Below are 21,005 nucleotides of genomic sequence, written 5' to 3'. Positions count from 1 at the left end.
ACCCGATGAACAAGGCACGATCCAATCCGCTGAACACGCTGGCAATGCATGGTGCATTGATCCTCTACACTCTGATCGCGCTGTTTCCGGTTTTCATCATCCTGATCAACAGCTTCAAGGAACGCCGCTCGATCTTTCGTGAACCGCTGGCCCTGCCAAATTCGGAAAGCTTTTCGACCATCGGCTACGAGACGGTCATGCAGCAGGGCGACTTTTTCCTCTACTTCCAGAACTCCATGATCGTGACGGTGGCCTCGCTGTTCTTTGTCCTGCTGTTCGGGGCAATGGCGGCCTACGCCCTCAGCGAATACCGGTTCCGCGGCAATATGCTTATGGGCCTTTACCTTGCGTTGGGCATCATGATCCCGATCCGCATCGGAACCGTTGCTATTCTCGAGATGATGGTCGCAACCGGGCTTGTGAACTCTCTCTGGGCTTTGATCCTTGTCTACACCGCCCAGGGGCTGCCACTGGCGGTTTTCATCCTCAGCGAATTCATGCGGCAGGTGTCAGACGACCTCAAGAATGCCGGACGGATCGACGGGCTGAGTGAATATACGATCTTCTTCCGCCTTGTACTGCCTCTTGTGCGCCCCGCCATGGCAACGGTTGCCGTCTTCAACATGATCCCGATCTGGAACGACCTCTGGTTTCCGTTGATCCTCGCACCTGCCGAAGAAACAAAGACTCTGACGCTCGGTTCTCAGGTCTTCATTGGTCAGTTCGTGACAGACTGGAACGCAGTCCTGTCGGCCCTGTCGATGGCAATCCTGCCGGTGCTGATCCTCTATGTGATCTTCTCGCGGCAGCTGATCCGCGGCATCACGTCCGGAGCAGTCAAATGACGCGAGTTCTAATTGTGGGTCTTGGCAATATGGGCCTGAGCCACGCGCTGGCGCACCATCACAACCCAGATGCGCAGATAACGGGGCTGGTCAATCGGTCTGACGTTGCGCTTCCTCAAGAGCTCGCCAACTACCCAAGGTTCGCGACATTCGAGGAAGGCATGGCCACGGCCCCCGATCTGGTCGTGATCGCAACATACTCGGACAGCCACGCGAGATCTTGCGTGTCAGGCCATGGATGCGGGCGCGCATGTCTTTGTGGAAAAACCGCTCGCAACCACAGTCGCGGATGCAATGCGCGTGGTCGAAACCGCGAAGCGAACAAACCGCAAGCTCGTTGTTGGCTATATCCTCCGGCATCATCCGTCATGGGTGAGGCTGATCAAGGAAGCGCGCGACCTCGGCGGGCCATATGTGTTCCGATTGAACCTGAACCAGCAGTCGTCCGGCGCCGAATGGGAAACCCACAAGGCGCTGATGCAGACAACCAGCCCGATCGTCGATTGCGGCGTCCACTATGTCGACGTGATGTGCCAGATCACGGACGCACGCCCCGTCCGCGTACACGGAATGGGGCTGCGCCTGTCCGACGAAATTGCCGAGGACATGTACAACTACGGCCAGTTTCAGGTCGTCTTCAGTGATGGCTCGGTTGGCTGGTACGAGGCTGGATGGGGCCCGATGATGTCTGAGACGGCATTCTTCGTCAAAGATATCGTCAGCCCAAATGGTGCCGTTTCAATCACGGACGGCAACAAGGGTGCGTCCGCAGACATCGACGGGCACACGAGAGTGGGCGGTATTCTGGTTCACACACCTGCCGGAGACCGGAAGATCGAAATGCCGGACGAGCCCGGTCACCAGACGCTGTGTGACGCCGAACAGAACTACACCTTGCGCGCCATCGCCGAGGACATCGACCTGACACGCCACATGAACGATGCGGTGCAATCGCTTGCTATCTGCTTGGCCGCGGATGAAAGCATCCGGTCCGGCCAGCCCATTTCGCTTGAGGAGATCCTGAAATGACCGCCCTGTCGCTGAAAAATGTGAACAAATCCTTCGGCAAGGTCCATGTCCTCAAGGACGTTAATCTGGATGTCGAGGAAGGTGAGTTTGTTGTCTTCGTGGGTCCGTCAGGCTGTGGCAAGTCCACGCTGCTCAGGGTTATCGCGGGCCTGGAAGATGCCACGTCGGGCGAAGTCAGCATCGGCGATGAAGTCGTGAACATGACACCACCGTCCAAGCGCGGCATCGCTATGGTCTTCCAAAGCTACGCGCTTTATCCGCATCTGAATGTGCGCGGAAACATGACGCTGGCGCTCAAGCAGGAGGGCCAGCCCAAGTCAATAATCGAAGAGCGGGTGCAAACGGCGTCTAGGATGCTCAACCTCGAACCCTATCTCGACCGTTACCCATCAGAGCTTTCGGGGGGCAACGCCAGCGTGTCGCCATCGGCCGGGCCATCGTCCGCAAACCTGCGCTGTTCCTGTTCGACGAACCGCTTTCCAACCTTGACGCAGCATTGCGGATGAACACCCGGATCGAGATTGCGAACCTGCATCGCCAACTTGGCGCATCCATGATCTATGTGACGCATGACCAGACCGAGGCCATGACGCTTGCCGACAAGATCGTTGTTCTGCGTGACGGGCGGGTCGAACAGATCGGCAGCCCGATGGAACTTTATAACAATCCTGCAAATCAATTTGTTGCTGGATTTCTTGGCTCACCCTCCATGAATTTCTTCCCGGCCGGGATCATCCAGGACGGCGATGACCGGATCATGGGCGTCCGCCCCGAAGACTTGTTTCTTGCAGATGACGGCATCCTATCTGCCCGCGTCAGCCACGTCGAAAAGCTTGGCGGTGATACCAACGTGATTGCCCATTTGAAGGACCACCAAATCACGGCCCGCCTTTTCGGCCAGCACGCGGTCGAGGAAGGTCAGGACCTGCGTTTCGGCTTCAATCCACAAAGCGCATATCATTTCGATACACAGGGCGCGCGTCTTTATTAGGAACGCGCGCCGCCTGAGCGCGCCTTAGAAGTGAACCGACAGGCTGTCCAACGGCTTTGTGAGCGGCGGTGCAAACTTGGTAAGGTTAATGCCGTCAACCGCGACCTTGTATTCCTCAAGCGTTGGGGTCCGTCCCAAAATGGCGGACAGGACCACCACCGGTGTTGATCCAAGTAGGGACTCGCCTTTCTTAGTTTTGCTGTCCGCAACCACACGCCCCTGGAACAGCCGCGTCGACGTGGCCAGAACAGTATCACCCTTGGCCGCCTTTTCCTGGTTGCCCATACACAGGTTACACCCCGGACGCTCAAGATAGAGGATATTCTCGTACTCGGTGCGTGCCTGAACCTTTGGCGCGGCATCATCGAATTCGAAGCCGCAATATTTCTGCAGGATGGCCCAGTCGCCCTCTTCCTTCAGCTCATCAATGATGTTGTAGGTCGGTGCTGCCACCACAAGCGGTGCCTGGAATTTGACCTCGCCATATTGCGCTTCGAGGTTGCGCAGCATCTGGGCGACGATCTTGATGTCCCCCTTGTGGACCATGCACGAACCGACAAAGCCAAGATCGATCTTCTTTTCGGCCTGATAGTAGGAAATCGGGCGGATCGTGTCGTGCGTGTAGCGCTTGGAGACATCCACATTGTTGACGTCGGGGTCGGCGATCATGGGTTCAATGATCTGATCAAGATCAACCACCACTTCCGCCGCGTATTGCGCGGTGTCATCCGGCGTCAGTGCAGGTTTCTTGCCGGACTTGATATCCGCGATGCGTTTTTTTGCGATGTCGATCAGTTTGGCGAGCATGCCGTTTTCATGTTCCATGCCCTTGTCGATCATGATCTGGATGCGGCTCTTGGCGATTTGCAGGCTTTCGATCAGTGTCTCATCGTTGGAGATACAGATCGAGGCCTTGGCTTTCATCTCGGCCGTCCAGTCAGTGAAGGTAAAGGCCTGGTCGGCGAGCAGCGTCCCGATATGCACTTCGATGATGCGCCCCTGGAACACGTTGTCACCATGTTGCGCGAGCATCTGCGCTTGGGTCGCGTGGACCACGTCGCGGAAATCCATGTGATCCGCCATCTTGCCCTTGAAGGTCACCTTCACGGACTCAGGGATCGGCATGGATGCTTCGCCGGTGGCGAGCGCCAAGGCGACCGTCCCGGAATCCGCACCAAAGGCCACGCCCTTCGACATCCGCGTGTGGCTGTCGCCGCCGATGATGATCGCCCAATCATCGACCGTAATGTCGTTAAGCACCTTGTGGATCACATCTGTCATCGCATGGTACGCGCCCTTGGGGTCGCGCCCGGTCACCAGGCCGAATTTGTTCATGAATGCCATGAGCTTCGGTGTGTTGGCCCGCGCCTTCGCATCCCAGACAGATGCGGTGTGACAGCCCGACTGATAGGCCCCGTCCACGGAAGGTGACAGGACCGTTGCCGCCATCGCCTCAAGCTCTTGCGCCGTCATCGGACCCGTGGTGTCCTGCGACCCCACGATGTTGACCCGCACCCGCACGTCCGATCCGGCGTGCAGCACTGTCCCCGGTGTGGCACCAACCGAATTGGCGTTGAAAATCTTTTCGACCGCGGTCATGCCCTGACCTTCGTGGCTGATCTCTTTCGAAGGGGCAAAGACCGCCGGTGCTTCGATCCCCAGCGTTTCAGCTGCAAAAGTCTGCAGCTTCATACCAAAGACAATAGCGTAAGAACCGCCTGCCTTCATGAATTCCATTTTCTGGGGCGTGAACGATCCGGCCATATCGACCAGCTCATCCTTGCCATCCGCGCTGTACAGCTTCTTGGACTTTGTGTTGATGGTCAGCACCGTGCCGGTTTCAACGGAATAACGCTGTTCCAGCACCGGGTTGCCATCGTTGTTGAGGATCGGCTTGCCATCCTCGCCCGTCTTCTTGACCCAGTTCTTCAGGTCGACACCAATCCCACCCGTCACGCCAACCGTGGTCAGAAAGATCGGAGAGATCCCGTTCGTTCCAGCCACGACCGGAGCGATGTTGATAAATGGCACATAGGGCGACGCCTGCTTGCCCGTCCACAATGCCACATTGTTGACCCCCGACATCCGTGAGGATCCGACGCCCATCGTCCCCTTCTCGGCAATCAGCATAACGCGCGCATCGGGATGCTTCAGCTTGAGCGCCTCGATCTCTTTCTGCGCCTCCTCGGACATCATGCACTTGCCATGCAATTCTCGGTCGGCGCGGGAATGCGCCTGATTGCCCGGGCTAAGCAGGTCGGTGGAAATATCGCCTTCTGCGGCGATATAAGTCACGACCTTTACTTCCTCATCGATGTCGGGAAGTTTGGTGAAAAATTCGGCGTTGGCGTAGCTTTGAAGCAGTTCGGCGGCAATCGCGTTGCCAGCTTCATAGGCCTCTTTGATCCGGTCAGTGTCAGCTTCGTAAAGGAAGACCTGTGTCTTCAGGACGTCTGCGGCGTCCTTGGCGATGCCCACATCCGTGCCAAGCGCCAGGTCCAGTAGCACTTCCACCGAAGGCCCGCCTCTCATGTGACCAAGCAATTCAAAGGCGAAGGCTGGCGTGATTTCATCTACCACGGCCTCTCCCAAAACGATCTCTTTCAGGAAGCGTGCCTTGACACCCGCAGCACTCGTGGTGCCGGGCAACGTGTTGTAAATAAAGAAGTTGAGGCAATCGTCCCGGTGCGGGCTGTTCGTATCCTTGATGTGCCCAATGACCTCTTCGGTCAAATCGCCATCATCGATAGGCTTCGGGCTCAACCCCTGTTCTTTTCGTGTTTCGATTTCGGTCAGGTATTCAGTATAAAGGGTCATGGGTCTATCCGCGTCTGGCATTCCGCTGGGCCGGCGCCACGATATCCACGCGCCGATCTGCAATTGTATGCTGTAGTATACAATAAAAATCCAAGTTCAAGTCGACGGCGTACAGAATTCTGCCGCAAAAAGATAAAATTCCGGCGATCCCTGCGCTGCGCCGACGTAAACGCATCGCATCAAATGCTCAAGGCTGACCCAAATCCCTGCGCTGTATGTCGCACAGCTAAACGGATTCTGTACGCACCCAAGACACATGGCATCCCTGGCGCACGATCATTGACGGATCGCGACACAGCAATCAGGCATTAGGCTGATGAATTCGGGCTTGGGTGCTTTGTGCTGGACGATCAGGTTTGTAAGATAATACTGACGGCTCAACAGGTCGTTGATGCCAAGGAACGCCAATGGATTTCAGCAGTCTCACGCTCAGCCCGGCGCTGGCGACCCTGATCTTCTGCCTCACCTGTCTTGCGGGACATAGGTATCGGCGTGTGTGGAAGGCCGAAGGGCCCATTTATCAATATTGGGTCTTCGGTTTGCTTGCGGCCAGCGGCCTTCTGATCCTTGGATTTATTCCGGTCGACTTGCCCGGTTAAGCCGTGTGATCAAGACCGGACCGCTCCAGCATTTTTCGGGCACGTGGGCATTCAAGCCGGTCTTTCAAAGGTGAATCAGGGTCGATTTCCTTGTGGCAAACCAGACATTCATTGCCGTCACCAATGGCGTTAAGACCGCCGCAGCTGCCCTTGATCCGCTTGTTCATAAAGATCACGCCAAGCGACATGCCCAGCGTCACCAAAAGAAGAAACAGAAAAGTCAGCAGGAAAGTGGCCATGTCTGGTGCCTCGTTTGACTTTTGCTAAGCGGTAAGAGCTTCAAACCTGGGATTGACGTATGTCTTGAAGGCCTGTTGTTCAACGCCGGGGCGACGCTCGATGAACTGAACCGCAATATCCTGCGCTGCCGCAACCTCGAGCCCCTTCTCGCGACCGAGGATAAGCATCGCAGTTGACCACGCATCCGCAAGCATCGCGTTATCTGCAAGCACAGTCGCAGAAGCGGTCTCATGCGTCACGGGGTACCCCGTGGTCGGGTCAATCAAATGCGAAAAGCGCTGACCGTCCACCTCGAAATAGTTGCGGTAGTCGCCGGACGTTGCCAGGCCCATACCAGACAGCCCTACAACACCGGCAAGCGTACGGTCCCCTGGGTTGGGCACTTCGATCCCGATCTGCCAGGCCAACCCATCGGGATTGAGGCCCGCCGTATAAAGATCGCCACCAATTTCGACCATGTAGTCCTTCAGGCCAAAGGCCTCGAGAACCTGACCGATGTGATCGGCGCCATAGCCCTTGCCGATCCCCGCCAGATAGATCTGCGCTTGCGCGTGGCGCTTGGCCATGTGGTCGCCGTTCAGGTTCAATACGTTCTGATGGCCAGCGATCTCCATCGCTTCGGCGACCGCATCAGAGTTCGGCACAGTTGCCGCACCGGGCGCGCCAAAGCCCCACAATTCGATCAAACCGCCGATGGTTGTGTCAAAGCGTCCTTCACTTGCTTCATGCACATGTGCGGATGCGTTCATGACGCGCGACAGTTCGGGTGACATCGTCTGCGTCACGCCACTTGATGCGGCATTGAACCGCGCAATTTCTGACCCATTGTCCCAATTCGAAAGCTTCCCCGTGACATCGGCAAGGGCTGCGTCAATCGCCTCTTTGATCTCGGGCTTGTCCAACGTTCCATCGTGATCTATAGCGACAACATTGTAAGTTGTCCCCATGGAAAAACCTGTAATCTCAATAAGATGAGTGCGGTTCTTACATGCGGCCAAGGCAAGTGTCATGGCGAGAAACGTACGGCGGTGCAATTTGAGTGAGGCGGTCACAGAAAGTCCCCTTCTTGCGCGGTCGCGTTGGCCTTAGACCAATTTGTAAAATCTTCAACCTCAATATGGTCAAAGTCATAAAAAAGCTCTAGCACCGACGCGGCCACACCGTAAGCCAATCGGCCGTAAACGGCTATCATCAACTGAAGGTCTCTAAAGTGAAGCAATTTGTGCTCCGAAAAGGCTTGAACCTGCCGATCTCCGGTGCCCCAAGATCAGACGTAGAGGAGGCCCGCGCCGTCACTTCCGTCGGGCTGCTGGGTGCCGACTACATTGGCCTGAAACCAAGTATTCTTGTTGCAGAGGGCGACGAGGTGGTCGCCGGCACTCCGATCATGATCAACAAGACAATGCCCGAAGCACAGATCGTGTCGCCCGTTTCCGGACAGGTGCGCGCAATCGTCCGTGGGGCGCGCCGCAAGCTGGTCAGTGTGGTGATTGATACGCACGAATCCTCTGCCGCACCCGTGGACTTTTCAAAGGTCGGTGACAGCACCACCCGTGACGGGATTGTCGAGCGGCTGTGCGCGGCCGGTTTGTGGACATCGTTCCGCACACGCCCCTATTCCAAGATCCCTGCACCGGACGGCGCACCAATCGCCATCTACGTGACCGCAACGGATACAGAGCCGTTGGCACCTAACCCACAGATCGCGATCACCGAAGATGCAGAGGCGTTTGAGGCGGGGCTGAAGACAGTTGCCGCACTGACAGACGGTCCGACCTATCTGTGCCAAAGCTCTGATGCGCCCCTGCCCGGCAGCAACTTGGCAGGTGTTGAAGCCGTCAATTTCAGCGGTCCGCATCCCGCAGGGCTGGCTGGCACTCACATGCATTTTCTGACGCCGCCACAACCCGACCGGTATGTCTGGACGATCGGGTATCAGGATGTGATCGTGATCGGCCGCCTCATGCTGACCGGAACATATGATGCAAGCTGCATCATTGCGCTGTCCGGGCCTGCGTGCACAGACCCGCGTCTGGTGCGCACCGTCGCAGGCGCATCGCTCGCAGATCTGTGTGCAGACGATTTTCCCAACTATCCCGTCAGGATGATCTCCGGCTCGGTTCTGAGCGGACGGGCTGGTGCCGGTGACGATGCGTATCTGGGGCGCTACGCCCGACAGGTCACGCTGATCGAAGAGGACAAGACGCAGATCCCGATGGGGTGGATTCGCCCGATGATTTCCAAATACGCGGTCCAACCCGTTCTTGGGTCTGCCCTCGCCAAGCGGACCTTCCCACTGACCTCGAACCTGAACGGCGGTCGCCGCGCCATGGTTCCGCTGGGCACGTTCGAAGAGCTGATGCCGCAGGATTTTCTGCCGACACAACTGCTGCGCGCCTTGCTGGTGATGGACACTGATCAAGCCCAGCTTCTGGGGGCGCTTGAACTGGATGAAGAGGATCTTGGCCTCGTTGGCTTTGCCTGTCCCGCCAAGTACGAATATGGAATCGCCCTGCGCGATTGCCTCGCAAAAATCGAGAAAGAAGGGTAAGGTATGGGGCTTCGCAACTTCTTCGACAGGATCGAGCCGCAATTCACCAAAGGCGGTAAGTGGGAGCGCTATTTCCCCATCTACGAGATGGTGGAGAGCTTTCTCTACACGCCCAAGACCGTCACGACCGTCGCGCCGCATGCACGCTCCTACATCGACATGAAGCGGATCATGACCTACGTCGTTCTGGCGACGGTCCCATGCATTCTGATGGCACTGTACAATACCGGGTACCAGACAAACCTCGCGATTGCAGAATTTGGCCCCTCGGGCTGGCGCGCAGCCATCATCGGCGGTCTGGGGATCGGGTTTAACCCGCACAATCCCCTCGCGAACATGCTGCATGGGCTTTTGTACTTCCTGCCCATCTACATTGTGACATTGGTGGCCGGTGGCATCTTCGAAGTCATTTTCGCAACCGTGCGCAAACACGAGGTGAACGAGGGCTTTCTTGTCTCGTCCATGCTCTACGCGCTGATCCTGCCCGCAACGACGCCGCTCTGGCAGGTGGCCCTCGGCATCATCTTTGGCGTGGTGATCGGCAAGGAAGTCTTTGGCGGCACGGGCAAGAACTTCCTCAACCCGGCCCTGACCGGTCGGGCGTTCCTGTACTTTGCCTATCCCGCCCAACTGTCCGGAGACAGCGTCTGGGTGCCCGTCGACGGGTTTACCGGGGCTACAGCGCTGGCCGTCAGCGCATCTGATGGTTTCCAGGAACTCGCCGCACGCGGCATGACCTGGTGGGACAGTTTCCTGGGCTTTGTGCCGGGTTCCTTGGGCGAAACATCGACACTGGCGGCCTTGCTGGGTCTTGCCTTCCTGCTGGCGACAAAAATCGCCAATTACCGAATGGTGCTGGGCTGTCTTGGCGGGATGATCGGCTTCTCGCTCTTGCTGAATGCGATAGGGTCCGACACCAACCCGATGTTCGCCCTGCCCTGGTACTGGCACCTCGTGCTGGGCGGATACGCCTTTGGCCTTGTCTTTATGGTGACTGAACCGGTCTCGGGTGCGCATACCAATATGGGTCGCTATATCTATGGCGCGCTGATCGGTGTCATGGTTGTGATGATCCGGGTGATCAACCCTGCCTTCCCCGAAGGTATGATGCTCGCGATCCTGTTCGGAAACGTGTTTGCACCTCTCATCGACCACTTTGTCGTACAGGCGAACATCAAGCGGAGGGCAAAGCGCAATGTCTGACCAAGACCCGCAAAACGCACCCAAGGGGCCTATCGAGCGTTTCCTTGCCCTGCCACCCGACTCGGTCGGCAAAACAATCTTTGTTGCCGTCGCGGTCTGCCTTGTTGCGTCCATGATCGTGTCATCAGCCGCGGTTGCGTTGCGTCCGGCGCAGGCTGTGAACGCGTTGAAAGACAAGCAGGTCAATATTTTGCAGGTGGCCGGCGTTCATGACCCTGAGGTCGATGTGATCGAGGCTTTCTCGGTGTTCGAACCCCACGTGCTGGAGCTGGCAACCGGGCAATTCTCGGATGCGTTTGATCCTGCCACCTTTGATGACCGTGCGGCTGCCGACGATCCGGCAACGTCGCAAGCACTTGAAAACGATCCCGCAGGCATCGGCCGCCTGTCTGACTACGTCACCGTGTATCTGCTGCGCGACGATGCGGGCGAGATTGACAAGGTCATCCTGCCCATCCACGGCTACGGCCTGTGGTCCACGCTCTATGGCTTCATCGCGCTCGAGGAAAACGGTAACGACATCTTCGGGCTGCAATTCTACGATCACGCGGAAACACCGGGCCTGGGGGCCGAGGTCGACAACCCGCGCTGGCGTGCGCTGTGGAACGGTGCCCGGCTGCGCGATGACGCAGGCGCACTTCAAATCACGGTGGCCAAGATTGCACCGGCGGCAGGCGACGAATACCACATCGACGCGCTGGCCGGCGCCACGCTGACCTCAGTTGGCGTCGACAATCTGATTAAGTTCTGGATGGGCGAGGCTGGATATGCCCCGTTTCTTGAAAATCTCAAAGCGGGAGGCATCTGATGGCTCATAAGCGCAAAGACATGCTGATCGACCCACTGGTCGACAACAACCCGATCACCTTGCAAGTGCTTGGTATCTGTTCCGCATTGGCGGTGACATCGTCCTTGCAGGTGGCGTTGGTGATGACGATCGCCGTGACCTTGGTCACCGGGTTTTCGTCGATGTTCATCTCGATGATCCGCAACCACATCCCCAGCTCCATCCGCATCATCGTGCAGATGGTGATCATCGCCTCGCTCGTGATCCTGGTGGACCAGGTCCTCAAGGCCTACGCCTTCGAAATCTCCAAGACCCTGTCGGTCTTTGTCGGCCTGATCATCACCAATTGCATCGTGATGGGCCGCGCCGAAGCCTTTGCCATGAAAAACCCGCCGCTCGACAGTTTCATCGACGGGGTCGGGAACGGTCTGGGCTATGGTCTTATCCTGATGCTTGTCGGCTTCATTCGCGAGCTGTTCGGCTCGGGCAGCCTGTTTGGCATCACGGTCTTGCCGACGGTCAACAACGGTGGCTGGTACGTGCCCAACGGCATGTTGCTATTGCCGCCATCGGCCTTCTTCATCATCGGCCTGATCATCTGGGCCTTCCGCGCATGGAAACCCAAGCAGGTTGAAGAACGCGAATACAAAATCCAGACGATGGAGGCCCATTGATGGAGAACTATCTCGCCCTCGCCGTCAAAGCGATCTTTGTCGAAAACCTTGCCCTGTCGTTCTTTCTTGGCATGTGCACGTTCATCGCGGTGTCCAAGAAGATTTCGACAGCCATCGGGCTTGGGATTTCGGTTATGGTCGTGCAGTCGATCACGGTGCCCGCCAACAACCTGATCCTGACCTATCTGCTCGCCCCCGGCGCGCTGGCATGGGCCGGGTTCGGTGAGGTTGACCTGACCTTTCTCGGCCTGATCTCCTATATCGGGGTGATCGCCGCTCTCGTGCAAATCCTCGAGATGGTGCTCGATAAGTACTTCCCGCCGCTCTACAACGCGCTGGGTGTGTTCCTGCCCCTGATCACCGTGAACTGCGCCATCCTCGGTGGGTCGCTGTTCATGGTCGAACGTGGCTACGATTTCGGTGAAAGCGTCACCTATGGCGTCTCGTCCGGGTTTGGCTGGGCGCTTGCCATCACGGCCATGGCGGGCGTGCGCGAAAAGCTGAAATACTCTGACATCCCCGACGGCCTGCAGGGCCTCGGTATCACCTTCATCACCGCAGGCCTCATGGCCATGGCGTTCATGTCATTCTCCGGCGTGAAACTGTAAGGGGCGATTGTTATGGAAACCTTTGGTCTTGGTATTCTTCTGTTCACGTTGATCGTGCTGGCGCTGGTGACAATCATCCTCGCCGCCCGGTCCAAGCTTGTCTCCAGCGGCAATGTGAACATCACCATCAATGGCGAAAAGACGATCTCGGTGCCCGCTGGTGGCAAACTCTTGCAGACTTTGGCCGAGCAAAAACTCTTCGTTCCCTCAGCCTGTGGTGGTGGCGGCACCTGTGCCCAATGCCGTGTCCGTATTCATTCCGGCGGCGGGTCCATACTGCCGACCGAAGAAAGCCACATCACCAAGCGCGAAGCCTCCTGTGGCGACCGCCTGTCCTGTCAGGTCGCTGTCAAGCAGGACATGGAGGTGGAAGTTCCCGAAGAGGTGTTCGGCGTCAAAAAGTGGGAATGCACCGTCAAGTCCAACGACAACGTGGCGACATTCATCAAGAACCTCGTGCTGGAATTGCCCGAGGGCGAAGATGTGAATTTTCGGGCGGGTGGCTACATCCAGATCGAAGCGCCCCAGCACGCACTGAGCTACACCGATTTCGACGTACAGGACGAGTACCGAGAGGATTGGGACAGGTTCAATCTGTGGCAATACAAGTCAACCGTGCCCGAACCGATCGAGCGGGCCTATTCAATGGCCAACTACCCCGAGGAAAAAGGGCTGATCATGCTCAATGTCCGGGTGGCCTCACCGCCTCCGGGATCGGATGTCCCCCCCGGTCAGATGTCGTCCTACATCTTCAACCTCAAACCCGGCGACAAGGTCACGATTTCCGGTCCGTTTGGCGAGTTTTTTGCCCGGGATACGCAAAAGGAAATGGTTTTCGTCGGCGGCGGCGCAGGCATGGCGCCCATGCGCAGCCACATCTTTGATCAGCTCAAACGCCTGAAGAACCGCGATCGTAAGATTACGTTCTGGTACGGCGCGCGGTCCAGAAAAGAGATGTTCTTTGTCGAGGATTTCGACGAGCTAGCCAAAGAATTTCCGAACTTTACTTGGCACGTCGCCCTCTCGGATGCACTGCCGGAGGATGAATGGTCAGGATACACGGGCTTCATCCACAATGTCCTGCATGACGAATACCTCAAGGATCACCCCGCACCAGAAGACTGCGAATATTACATGTGTGGTCCTCCAATCATGAACTCATCCTGCATCAACATGCTGATGGACCTTGGTGTCGATCGCGAAGATATCATGCTGGATGATTTTGGAGGCTAGTGGGCCTGCCCCCGCTGCGTCGGGAGTGGGCGTGGATACTGGCCAATACATCACGGATACCTTCAGTAGCCACATTGTCCGCTGGGCTATGGGGAACGACCAAAAGGTGCCGCTCGTTTTGGATGCGATGAACATGGCGGTCACACCGCGCAACCTCTACGGTGTGCCTGGGTCGCCATACAAGTCGAGTACGTTGCATGGGGCTACCCCCTCGCGTCACCTTTCCGCTTTGGGCTATGAGTCTCCGACCAGATGCAAAGGAACTGCGGCTGACAGGCAGGCGTCTCCATACCCATAACCGCGCATACAACCGGGGAAACTCCAACTCGACTATTTCGGCTGGGCTTTAGGGTCTTCTTGTTGGATATGGTCTGGAGTATAGCCCACGAAAGACAATGGAAGCCGCAGATGGAAAAGACATTCAACGCAGCCGAGGCCGAACCGCGCATATACAAAATGTGGGAAGATTCAGGCGCGTTTGCAGCCGGGGCCAATGCCAAACCCGGTGCGGACACCTTTTGTATCCAGCTGCCCCCGCCCAATGTGACCGGTTTTCTGCATGTGGGCCACGCGTTTAACCACACGTTAATGGACATGCTGACCCGTTGGAAGCGGATGCAGGGATATGATGTCCTGTGGCAGCCCGGGCTGGATCACGCGGGCATCGCAACCCAGTTGATGGTTGAAAAACAGATGGCCGCGGACGGAGAGAATCGCAAACGGTCCGAGATGCCGCGGGACGAGTTCATCTCGAAAGTTTGGGAGTGGAAAGCGGACAAGGGCGGCGTGATCGAACAACAGGCGCGTCGCCTCGGCGATAGTATGGATTGGGAACGCTCGGCCTTCACCATGTCCGGGGCTGCAAGCGCACCCGCGACAGAGAAGCCCGGTAACTTCCATGACGCCGTTCTCAAGGTCTTTGTGCAGATGTACAACGACGGCCTGATCTATCGCGGCAAACGGCTGGTCAACTGGGACCCACATTTCGAAACCGCAATTTCCGATCTCGAGGTTGAGAACAATGAAGTTGACGGCCATATGTGGCACTTCAAGTACCCGCTCGCGGACGGGCAAACCTATGAATATGTCGAGAAGGACGAAGACGGCAACGTCACCCTCCGCGAAATGCGCGACTATATCTCAATCGCCACGACCCGGCCGGAAACCATGCTGGGCGACGGCGCTGTCGCCGTGCACCCCGAGGACAAGCGATATGCCCCCATTGTCGGCAAGCTGTGCGAAATCCCGGTCGGCCCCAAGGAACACCGCCGCCTGATCCCAATCATCACCGATCGCTACCCCGATCCGGATTTCGGGTCAGGTGCGGTCAAGATCACCGGCGCGCATGACTTCAACGACTACGAAGTTGCGAAGCGTGGCAACATCCCGATGTACAACCTCATGGACACCAAGGCGCATATGCGCGACGACGGTGAACCATATGACACAGCGGCCGCCAGCGCACAGCGCATTGCCCGGGGTGAAGAGGGTTTCGACGAAGGCAAAGTTGCCGCGATGAACCTCGTCCCCGATGAATACCGGGGCCTTGACCGACTTGAGGCGCGCGCGCGCATCGTCGCGGATATCACGGCAGAGGGGAACGCGGTTATGATCGCAAACCCGGCGCTTGAAACCGCCGAGGCACCCGATGGCGACCAGCCTGAACTGCCTGCGACTATCCCGTTCGTAGAGGCCAAAAAAATCATGCAACCGTTCGGCGACCGCTCCAAAGTGGTCATCGAGCCGATGCTGACCGATCAATGGTTTGTGGACTCGTCAAAAATCGTCCAGCCCGCGCTGGATGCCGTCCGCGAAGGCCGGGTCAAGATCATGCCCGAGTCAGGCGAAAAGGTATTTTATCACTGGCTGGAAAACATCGAACCCTGGTGTATCTCCCGGCAGCTGTGGTGGGGGCATCAGATCCCTGTCTGGTATGACAGGCATGGGAATTTCTATTGCGGTGCAAGTTTTGAAGCTGTTGCTGACGAGATCAAAGCCAAGAAGCCAAGTATTTCGCGGGTAACTGAACTCGAAGACGCGGCCTCTTTCACAATTCAGGACATGTCACAAGAGCTAGACACTGCCAAAAAGGCTAGCTTTCAAGCCGCCGTCTGGGGTGATGACAAATTTGATGACGGAACGATCGGAATAACACTAAGGCGCGACCCCGACGTCCTAGACACCTGGTTCTCCTCTGGCCTCTGGCCCTTTGGCACGCTCGGCTGGCCCAACGAAAACGACCCGGCGATGAAATACTTCCCCGGCGACGTTCTCGTCACCGGCCAGGACATTCTGTTCCCCTGGGTTGCACGGATGATGATGATGTCGCAAGCCGTCCTGCAAGACGATCCGTTCCACACCGTCTACCTGCACCAGCTTGTCCGCGACGCGAAGGGCGAGAAGATGTCGAAGACGCGCGGCAACGTCATCGACCCCCTCGACATGATCGATGCTTACGGCGCAGATGCGCTCCGCTTTTCCAACGCGCAAATGGCGGCCTTGGGCGGCGTTCTGAAAATCAGCGAAGACAGGATCAAGGGCTACCGCAACTTCGGCACAAAGCTGTGGAGCGCGTTCAGCTTCGCCGATCACTACCAGATCCCCTATCCGGGTGACGCGCCCCGGCCCGAAGCCACGCAGACGCTCAACAAATGGATCATCGGCGAAACCGGCAAGGTTCGCGAGGCCGTCGATGCCGGCATGGACAGCTACCGGTTCAACGACGCGGCCGACGCGCTTTACGCATTCACCTGGGGCAAAGTCTGCGACTGGTATCTGGAGTTTTCCAAACCCATCCTGCAAGGCGATGATGCGGCGGCCAAGGCCGAGACCGAACAGACTCTGCGCTGGGTGCTTGATCAATGCCTGATCATGCTGCACCCGATCATGCCGTTCATTACTGAAGAGCTTTGGGGGCTGGCGGGCGACCGCGCCAAAATGCTCATCCACGCCGATTGGCCGGAATACGGGACGGAACTGGTCGACGTTGATGCAGACCGCGAAATGAACTGGGTGATCGGGCTAATCGAAAGCATCCGTTCTGCGCGCGCGCAAGTCCATGTGCCGGCAGGCGCAAAAGTGCCATTGCTTGTCATGGGACTAGAGACCAAGGGACAATCGGCCTGGGACAACAACGCGGCACTGATCCAGCGGCTGGCCCGGATCGAAAGCCTGGAACACGTGGACAGTTTCCCCAAAGGCTGCGTCACAATTCCCACGGATGGCGGGACCTTTGGGATCCCGCTGGAAGGGTTGATTGACGTGGGCTCGGAAATTGCGCGTTTGGAAAAGACGATGCAGAAGCTGGGCAAAGAACTGGGCGGGCTGCGTGCCCGGCTGAACAACCCGAAATTCGTGGCCTCGGCGCCGGATGAGGTGGTCGCAGAAGCCAAGGAAAACCTGCGCCTGCGCGAAGGGGAAGAGGCTGAAATGAAAGCGGCCATCGCCCGACTTCAGGAACTCGGCTAAAAACAGATTGATCCCTGTTCACCTTGGCGTCCCAGGTTCTGAAGGAAGAACGCCGACCCAACGCCCGTCTACCCGGGGCAAAAGTCTGCGTCCCGCTAGAATCCAAAAGGCTAGCGACCTGTTGTTTCCAGCTTGAGCCAGTAACGTGTGTACCGCCTCTCTCCGGTGCGGGTGACGGCACCCATTTCAACGAGGTTCTGTAGGTCCCTCGTCGCTGTCGCGCGGGACGTGCCAGTAATTGAAATGTAGTTCTCGGCGCTCAGGCCACCCTTAAAACCCTCGGGTCCTTCACGGAAGATCCGCTCGATCGCTTTGGCCTACCGCTCGTTCAACCTTTCGCGGTGATGGTCGTAGAAATGTGCCTTCGTGATGAAGAACCCGACACGATCAAGAGTAACCTGTTGTGCTGTCAGAACGGTTTCGGCGAACCAATCCAGCTAGGGCGCAACCTCCAATGTCTTCTGGTGCTGCTCAAGCTGGTCATAGTACACCTTCCGCGCCCGCTCGATCGTAAAAGCCAAAGCAATGAGGCTCGGCTGGCCGATGTTCTGAGCCAGCGACTTCTCTGCCATGGCCCGCCCCAAACGCCCGTTTCCGTCCTCAAAGGGATGGGTGCTTTCAAAGTAGAGATGACTGAGACCTGCCCGCGTTAGCGCCGGTAACGGTTCTTCCGCACCCGGCGCGGTCTTGTTGAACCAATCGACATACCGGTCCATCTCGTCTGGAACCTGCGCGGATGACGTACCTCAAAATGCACGACCGGCCGATCAAGGCGGCCCGACACAATTTGCATCGCGTCTTCGTGCTGCCGATAGGCCCCGACCGCTTCCAGACGCCGGTCATGGGACAAGAGCATCTCGTGCCACCGGAACAAAGTCTCATGCGTGAGCGGTTCGGCATAGGTGGAGTAGACATCGACCATCATCTCGGCCACGCCCTGCTCACGTGGTTTGCTCGGATACTTGTCCAGCGCCAAACCAAGTTGTCGGCGGAGCGAGGATTGTACGCTGAGCCGGTCGAGCATCTCACCTTCGATGGCACTGGTCTTCATGGCTTCATCGCTCAGCAGGTCGATGCGAAGCTGATCACGCTCCGATGGGCTGACATATGGTGGACGGCACCCAGAACTTCGCCCGATGAAGTAGGAAACGCTGCTCAAGCTGTGGTAAGTCTCGCAAAGTCTGCAAATCGAACGTCGCCAGAAACGTCTCTGTCGTCACGAAGGTATTTGGCACACCCGGCCTGGGCGCTCTTGGCCCGCTCGCAATCAGATCCTTCTAGCGCAGCCGAGACAGAAGATCGTGACTGCCGCGTCCGCGCCCTTGGCGCGAAGTTTTGAAGCCACGGCCCGAAGTGCTCTCTCTCTCTCTCTCTCTCTCTCTCTCTCTTGAGCCAGTTCTCGTGAAATTCCGATCGCGTCTTCGATCCCATCAAGTAGGCGTTTCTGGATTCTCAGCTCGGCCCCATGCACGTCTACAACCAGGTCCCGCAACATCGCTTTCGTGAGGCGATGTGCCAAAACTGGCAAGATCGTTTTCCAGTTCTGCGCACGCGCCAAAACCACATCAGAAAGCAGACACGCCAGCCGCTCTGCCCGGTCATCTGCCTCAAGGACTGCCCGCATCACGGAAACACATCCCGCAAGCGGTCCATGTGTGATTGCATGGTCGGCCCCCGCCCGTATCCAGTCTGCCGCTTCATCCTCAAAGTTTGGACCAAGAAAGACCTTCAGGCACGTGCGCAAATCCCAGGCATTCAGTCGAAGCCGCCCGGCATCTCGCCATAATGCCAACAAGTCGCCGTGAGCAACGACACCACGGCCAACGCGCGACTGGTGCGAATACAGCGTAGAGGAAGATCGGCGTGATGGAGGCGTAAATCCTTGCCTCGGGCGGCAACCCGGCCAGCAGCGCGTAAGCCAGCGACTGTGAGATTAGCATAGTGGTCACGATCCGCGCGGCCAACAGCTCGTTCGATGGCGCTGCCCGGGTATAGGTGCGCCTCCAATCAACGATGGGGAAATAGTGTTTCAGGCGCATGGGCCTCGCTCTTTGGCAAACAGATTTGGTTGGGCCGGTTTCAATCCAACCGCGATGTCCCGCACACGCAGTTCGCACTCTGCATGGGACATATCTCGCATCAGGACATCAGCCTAATACGGGGACTTTGCCGCCGTTTGCAATGCGGTCTGTGACATCGCCTAGGTCATAACCCGCCGCTGCCGTCGCGGTCAGAATGTCAGACGTAGCGTGGGTGCACGCCACATGGAAAGCCCATAGCATCGCCGAGCGCGTGCCGGTGCGACAGTAGGCCAGCACCGGGTGCGGTCCGCCCCGAAGCGCTGTCGCAAAGGCGGTCACGTCGTCATCGATGATCTGTCCAGGTGTCACTGGGATGGTACACGCTTCGAGCCCAGCCGCTTCCGCAGCGGCCGCGATCTCGGCAAAACCGGGCTGGTCTGTCACTTCCCCGTCGGGGCGGTTGCAGATGATTGTCTTGACGCCTGCTGCCTTGATCGTTGCCATATCCGCGAGATGGATCTGAGGGCTGACCGTCAGTACGTCGGTGATCTTTTTCATGTCCATTTGAGGCATCCCCTTTCGGCGCTACAACGCGTTGATCGGGACCTTGAGCATCGGGTTGCCATCCGCATCGGTCGGCACCTCGCCTGCGCGCATATTCACTTGCAGCGACGGAATAATAAGCTTGGGCATGTCCAGTTGCGCATCGCGTTCGGTGCGGAACTCAATGAATTCCCTCTTTGTCTTGCCGCCGCCAACGTGGATGTTGTGCGCCTTCTCTTCGCCCACCGTCGTTTCCCATGCGATGTCTCGACCACCGGGGCCGTAATCGTGGCACATGAACAGGCGCATGTCGTCCGGCAGCGCCAACACCTTCTGTATGCTATCAAAAAGCTCGCCCGCGTCCCCGCCGGGAAAGTCCGCACGTGCCGATCCGCCGTCGGGCATAAAAAGAGTATCACCCACGAAGGCGGTGTTGCCTATGACATGCACCATGCAGGCCGGGGTATGGCCCGGCGTAGCCATGGCAAAGCCCTGCATGTTGCCGACCCGGTAGGTATCGCCGTCCTCGAACAGTGCATCGAACTGGCTACCATCGCGCTGGAACTCGGTGCCTTCGTTAAACACCTTCCCGAACGTGTCCTGCACCACCATGATTTTTGACCCGACGCCGATCTTGCCGCCCAGCCGCTGCTGGATATAGGGCGCTGCACTCAGGTGATCAGCATGGACGTGGGTTTCGATGATCCACTCCAGCGTGCCACCCATCTCGGTGACGCGCGCGATCATGGTGTCTGCATGCCCGGAGGTGATCCGCCCGGCGGCGTAGTCGATGTCCATGACGCTGTCGATGATGGCGCAGGCACCCGAGGTCGGGTCCTTGGCGATGTAGCTGATGGTGTTGGTGGATTCGTCAAAAAATGCCTCGACCAGTGGTGTGGTATCCATGTCTACGGGATAGGATGTCATGCGATGTCCTCCGATATGCATGTTTTGGTGGGCGTCACGGCGCGACCTTGTTCCGTGCGATCGGTGCGAGCAGTCGGCGCAGGCCGAACCCAGCAACCACCGCCACCAGGAACAACGCAACCTCCCATCGCCCGGTGCCGAGCGCCGGAATGGCCGCGCCAGGGCAGAACCCCGCGATGCCCCAGCCGATGCCGAAGAGGGCAGACCCGCCGACCAGTTTCCCGTCAATCTCAGTGCCTGTAGGCACCTGGAACCGCCCTCCGAACAGCGGCGCGTCCCGCCGCCACACCAGCCGGTAACCAACGAAGGTGACCACCAGAGCGCCACCCATGACAAAGGCAAGGCTGGGGTCCCACGTGCCAACCAGGTCAAAGAAATTAAGAACCTTGGCGGGGTCCATCATGCCGGAAATCGCAATTCCGGTGCCAAAAACAATCCCTGTGACTAGGGCGAACAGGAGTTTCATCGC

General features: G+C 57.9%; 18 protein-coding genes and 3 pseudogenes. 11 read left to right on the top strand and 10 right to left on the bottom strand.

All coding sequences use genetic code 11. The annotated features are described in order from the left end of the window. Nucleotides 1–5: 5 nt before the first annotated feature. The 3 genes and pseudogenes from ACZ1HN_RS01575 to ACZ1HN_RS01565 all read left to right on the top strand — a co-directional run bounded on the left by ACZ1HN_RS01575 (nt 6) and on the right by ACZ1HN_RS01565 (nt 2,865). Nucleotides 6–845 (top strand): carbohydrate ABC transporter permease, encoded by an 840-nt coding sequence (locus ACZ1HN_RS01575; protein WP_299773782.1) that lies wholly within the window; start codon nt 6–8, stop codon nt 843–845. Next, a pseudogene (locus tag ACZ1HN_RS01570) lies at nt 842–1,874 on the top strand (Gfo/Idh/MocA family protein). The gene ACZ1HN_RS01575 and the pseudogene ACZ1HN_RS01570 overlap by 4 nt, the downstream one beginning before the upstream one ends. After that, nucleotides 1,871–2,865 (top strand): annotated as a pseudogene (locus ACZ1HN_RS01565) (ABC transporter ATP-binding protein). The pseudogenes ACZ1HN_RS01570 and ACZ1HN_RS01565 overlap by 4 nt, the downstream one beginning before the upstream one ends. Nucleotides 2,866–2,889: 24 nt before the next feature. Here ACZ1HN_RS01565 and ACZ1HN_RS01560 read toward each other — a convergent pair. Further along, complete coding sequence (locus ACZ1HN_RS01560) at nt 2,890–5,682, bottom strand: bifunctional aconitate hydratase 2/2-methylisocitrate dehydratase (RefSeq protein ID WP_472726195.1); 2,793 nt, start codon at nt 5,680–5,682, stop codon at nt 2,890–2,892. A 407-nt stretch (nt 5,683–6,089) separates the two neighbouring features. On the opposite strand from ACZ1HN_RS01560, the gene ACZ1HN_RS01555 reads away from it, so the two are divergent. After that, nucleotides 6,090–6,281: a hypothetical protein gene (locus ACZ1HN_RS01555; RefSeq protein ID WP_299206296.1), complete on the top strand. Its 192-nt coding sequence runs from the start codon at nt 6,090–6,092 to the stop codon at nt 6,279–6,281. On the opposite strand, the gene nqrM is transcribed toward ACZ1HN_RS01555, so the two are convergent. Together nqrM and ACZ1HN_RS01545 are read right to left on the bottom strand one after the other, a co-directional pair. Next, on the bottom strand, nt 6,278–6,520 hold the full coding sequence (gene nqrM, locus ACZ1HN_RS01550) for a (Na+)-NQR maturation NqrM (RefSeq protein WP_299206298.1): 243 nt from the start codon (nt 6,518–6,520) through the stop codon (nt 6,278–6,280). The genes ACZ1HN_RS01555 and nqrM overlap by 4 nt on opposite strands. 24 nt (nt 6,521–6,544) lie before the next feature. Beyond that, nucleotides 6,545–7,531, bottom strand: coding sequence for an FAD:protein FMN transferase (locus ACZ1HN_RS01545; RefSeq protein ID WP_472726194.1), 987 nt, complete (start codon nt 7,529–7,531; stop codon nt 6,545–6,547). Between the two features lie 200 nt (nt 7,532–7,731). On the opposite strand from ACZ1HN_RS01545, the gene ACZ1HN_RS01540 reads away from it, so the two are divergent. The 7 genes from ACZ1HN_RS01540 to ACZ1HN_RS01510 all read left to right on the top strand — a co-directional run bounded on the left by ACZ1HN_RS01540 (nt 7,732) and on the right by ACZ1HN_RS01510 (nt 17,045). Continuing rightward, on the top strand, nt 7,732–9,072 hold the full coding sequence (locus ACZ1HN_RS01540) for a Na(+)-translocating NADH-quinone reductase subunit A (protein WP_472726193.1): 1,341 nt from the start codon (nt 7,732–7,734) through the stop codon (nt 9,070–9,072). A gap of 3 nt (nt 9,073–9,075) precedes the next feature. Next, nucleotides 9,076–10,275: an NADH:ubiquinone reductase (Na(+)-transporting) subunit B gene (locus ACZ1HN_RS01535; RefSeq protein WP_472726192.1), complete on the top strand. Its 1,200-nt coding sequence runs from the start codon at nt 9,076–9,078 to the stop codon at nt 10,273–10,275. Next, on the top strand, nt 10,268–11,083 hold the full coding sequence (locus ACZ1HN_RS01530; protein WP_472726191.1) for a Na(+)-translocating NADH-quinone reductase subunit C: 816 nt from the start codon (nt 10,268–10,270) through the stop codon (nt 11,081–11,083). The genes ACZ1HN_RS01535 and ACZ1HN_RS01530 overlap by 8 nt, the downstream gene beginning before the upstream one ends. After that, nucleotides 11,083–11,736 (top strand): NADH:ubiquinone reductase (Na(+)-transporting) subunit D, encoded by a 654-nt coding sequence (locus ACZ1HN_RS01525; protein WP_189371257.1) that lies wholly within the window; start codon nt 11,083–11,085, stop codon nt 11,734–11,736. Before ACZ1HN_RS01530 ends, ACZ1HN_RS01525 begins: the two co-directional genes overlap by 1 nt. Next, nucleotides 11,736–12,344 carry an NADH:ubiquinone reductase (Na(+)-transporting) subunit E gene (gene nqrE / locus ACZ1HN_RS01520; protein WP_299604979.1) on the top strand — a complete coding sequence of 203 codons (609 nt, stop codon included), beginning with the start codon at nt 11,736–11,738 and terminating at the stop codon, nt 12,342–12,344. The genes ACZ1HN_RS01525 and nqrE overlap by 1 nt, the downstream gene beginning before the upstream one ends. 12 nt (nt 12,345–12,356) lie before the next feature. After that, the gene (gene nqrF / locus ACZ1HN_RS01515) at nt 12,357–13,577 is read left to right on the top strand and encodes an NADH:ubiquinone reductase (Na(+)-transporting) subunit F (protein ID WP_472726190.1); all 1,221 of its coding nucleotides are present in this window, start codon (nt 12,357–12,359) and stop codon (nt 13,575–13,577) included. 408 nt (nt 13,578–13,985) lie between these two features. Then, entirely contained in the window at nt 13,986–17,045 is a 3,060-nt protein-coding gene (locus tag ACZ1HN_RS01510) for a valine--tRNA ligase (RefSeq protein WP_472726189.1), read from the top strand. Between the two features lie 437 nt (nt 17,046–17,482). Here the strand turns inward: ACZ1HN_RS01510 and ACZ1HN_RS01505 are convergent, their stop codons facing one another. From ACZ1HN_RS01505 to ACZ1HN_RS01475, 7 genes and pseudogenes are all read right to left on the bottom strand, one after another. Beyond that, nucleotides 17,483–17,761 carry a Fic family protein gene (locus ACZ1HN_RS01505; protein WP_472726188.1) on the bottom strand — a complete coding sequence of 93 codons (279 nt, stop codon included), beginning with the start codon at nt 17,759–17,761 and terminating at the stop codon, nt 17,483–17,485. Then, nucleotides 17,695–18,204, bottom strand: coding sequence for a DUF4172 domain-containing protein (locus tag ACZ1HN_RS01500; protein WP_472726187.1), 510 nt, complete (start codon nt 18,202–18,204; stop codon nt 17,695–17,697). The genes ACZ1HN_RS01505 and ACZ1HN_RS01500 overlap by 67 nt, the downstream gene beginning before the upstream one ends. 108 nt (nt 18,205–18,312) lie before the next feature. Beyond that, nucleotides 18,313–18,789, bottom strand: coding sequence for a DUF1403 family protein (locus tag ACZ1HN_RS01495; RefSeq protein WP_472726266.1), 477 nt, complete (start codon nt 18,787–18,789; stop codon nt 18,313–18,315). Between the two features lie 53 nt (nt 18,790–18,842). After that, nucleotides 18,843–19,084 (bottom strand): annotated as a pseudogene (locus ACZ1HN_RS01490) (SulP family inorganic anion transporter); the annotation flags it as partial. 108 nt (nt 19,085–19,192) lie between these two features. After that, nucleotides 19,193–19,624, bottom strand: a complete 432-nt coding sequence (locus tag ACZ1HN_RS01485; RefSeq protein ID WP_472726186.1) for a protein tyrosine phosphatase family protein — start codon at nt 19,622–19,624, stop codon at nt 19,193–19,195. A 27-nt stretch (nt 19,625–19,651) separates the two neighbouring features. After that, nucleotides 19,652–20,536, bottom strand: coding sequence for an MBL fold metallo-hydrolase (locus tag ACZ1HN_RS01480; protein ID WP_472726185.1), 885 nt, complete (start codon nt 20,534–20,536; stop codon nt 19,652–19,654). A gap of 34 nt (nt 20,537–20,570) precedes the next feature. Further along, nucleotides 20,571–21,002, bottom strand: coding sequence for a DUF6691 family protein (locus ACZ1HN_RS01475; RefSeq protein WP_299206324.1), 432 nt, complete (start codon nt 21,000–21,002; stop codon nt 20,571–20,573). Nucleotides 21,003–21,005 lie beyond the last annotated feature (3 nt).

The sequence above is a fragment of the Tateyamaria sp. GN1-10 genome, from assembly GCF_055693845.1.
The sequence above is the reverse complement of the archived record's forward strand: the minus strand, read 5'-3'. Positions and strand labels throughout refer to the sequence as shown.